Source organism: Mesorhizobium sp. M1A.F.Ca.IN.020.06.1.1, from assembly GCF_004023265.1.
GTDB lineage: Bacteria > Pseudomonadota > Alphaproteobacteria > Rhizobiales > Rhizobiaceae > Mesorhizobium.
In genome coordinates this window covers 1-2,316 of sequence record NZ_RZSR01000939.1, presented here as the reverse complement: position 1 = coordinate 2,316, position 2,316 = coordinate 1, and the positions used below count along the sequence as shown (strand labels likewise).

Here is a 2,316-nt window from a genome sequence, read left to right as displayed (position 1 = left end):
GATCTCCGCTACGCGATTTATGACGACGACGGCGATCTTGTTGTATGGACGGATGCCGGCACCGTTTCCCGTGTCGATGGGTCAACCGGCGCTGTCGAATATACGAAGACCGTCCCCTACCAGATCGAAACCATTGGGTTGCGCGATCTCGGGGCACCCGACCTCCAACGCCTGACCGAGGAACTCTATTTCACCACCGGCGGCACGAGTTATTTCACGGATCTCAAGACCGGTCTCACGAGATCGATCACGGGCGCAGATGCCTCTGTGAACGCGTTCTTCTACGATGGGGTGACAGACACCGGCATTACGAAGACGACCTTAAGCCAGCCGAGGAGAATTCGCCTCGTCACGGGGACCGGCGACAGCCGCCTGCTTTCGGATTTCCTCGAGGACCTGATGGTTCACGGCGCCGGCTATGATCAGTCGGAAGTCGAGACCATCAACATTGACGATGTGATCGATGGGGCGGTGATCGACATCACGGCGGGTGCGAGGGACATAGCGCGCGCGACTTGTGAGCCGTATTCCATCGCCATCTTTGAACGCTCGGGCCAGGTCATTTTCAAGCGCGCCTTGACTGACGGCAGCTTTGCCGTCGATCAGTCGGTATCTTCGACGGGAGATGTCCTTGACCAGTAGCATTAAGGCAAGGCGCTCCGCGCGCTAAGCAATTCAATAATGGAGAACCAAATGGAAGCGCAAACGGCGCCACGGGCGAAGCCTTGCCCAACTACCGATCAAGAACCGCAAGGGCAGGACAACCCAGCCCGCCAGGCAGATCAACGTGAACAACAAGTGGCCTGGGCAATGACAGTCAGCTTTCTCGACATCGGAGCACGCCTATCATGACCGCTTATTACGTTCGCTCTGGCGCTGTTGGCGCCGGCACCGGAGCCGATTGGGCCAACGCCTATACGACGCTTACTGCAGCGTTCTCAGGCAAGGCGGCTGGCGACGTGTTCTATGTCTCGGAGGATCATGCAGAGAGCCAAGCCTCGGCGATGTCGATTGCGCCTCCGGGGTCAATCGCCAATCCGACGCCGATCATCTGCGTCAATCATTCCGGCAGCGTCCCGCCTGTGTCCGCAGATCTGCGGACGACGGCGACCATAACCACGACCGGAACAAACAATATTAGCTTCTCCGCCGGCGGCTATTACAAGGGTATCATCTTCAATGCCGGTACCGGTGCAGGTGGTGCGCAGATCATCGTTCCAACCACCGGCACGTCGGTCTTGATATTCGAGGACTGCTCGCTTCGAATAAATTCGACCGGCAATGGCAAGATTGCACTCGGCAACGGCGGCGTCAATCTGGCCCTCGTCGAGCTCATCAACACCACGGTTTCCTTTGCCGCGATCGGCCAGGGCTTTAACGTCGCTGGTGCCGCGTTCCGCTGGAAGAACACCGCTTCGGCATTGCTGGGCACGATCCCTACGACCTTGTTCGATTGGGTGAGCGGTCGCGGTGGCGACATCTTGCTGCGCGGGGTGGATCTCAGCGCGGCAGGCTCGGGAAAGACGATCATCGGTGCCACCGCATCGGTTTTCGGCCGTTTCCAGGCAATCGACTGCAAGCTCAATGCCAGCGTCACCAAGGCGACCACGCCGAACGGACCAGGCGTGCTCGAGCCGGAGTTCTACCGCTCTGGCTCTTCCGGCGTGAACTACAACCTCAACGAGACCAAGTATTCCGGAACGCTTGATGAAGAAACGACCATCGTCCGCACCGGCGGCGCCAGCGACGGCACCACGCCCTTGGCCTGGAAGATCGTCACGTCGGCCAATACGACCTGGTACACCCCTTTCGTGGCTCCACCTATTGCCATCTGGAACGACACTACGGGATCTTCCGTCACAGCGACCGTGCAGTGCATCTGGGGCGGTGGTGCGGTTCCCAACAATGATGAGATATGGGGCGAGGTTGAATACCTCGGCGACGCATCATCGCCGCAAGCGTCATTTGTTCATGACAGTAAAGCCGATCCACTGGCCGCCGCCGCCGGTCAGACCGCCGGCTCTGGAACTTGGGGCGGTTCTACAACGAAATTCTCTCTCGATATTGCGTTCACTCCACAACAGAAGGGATGGATATTGTTCAGGGTGAAGGCCGCCAAGGCGTCATCAACCTTCTATATCGATCCGAAGGTGACGCTGACCTAAGCCTAACCTGGCATCGCTGCAGCGGCGTGTCTCAGGCTGCGCTCAATGTCGGCGAGGTAGGCGCTGTCATTGGCAAAGCGATCCCAAAGGATGAAACCAACAATAAGCGCAGTCACAACTAAGGGCCAACGCACTGGAACTCTCCCTCAAA

2 protein-coding genes are annotated in these 2,316 nt (G+C 58.5%); both read left to right on the top strand.

What is annotated here, in order from left to right; genetic code table 11:
• Positions 1–642 (top strand): hypothetical protein (locus tag EOA60_RS37840; protein ID WP_164899633.1); only part of this gene is annotated, 642 nt, incomplete at its 5' end.
• A 206-nt stretch (positions 643–848) separates the two neighbouring features.
• The gene (locus EOA60_RS29295) at positions 849–2,165 is read left to right on the top strand and encodes a hypothetical protein (RefSeq protein ID WP_127335682.1); all 1,317 of its coding nucleotides are present in this window, start codon (positions 849–851) and stop codon (positions 2,163–2,165) included.
• Positions 2,166–2,316: the final 151 nt, after the last annotated feature.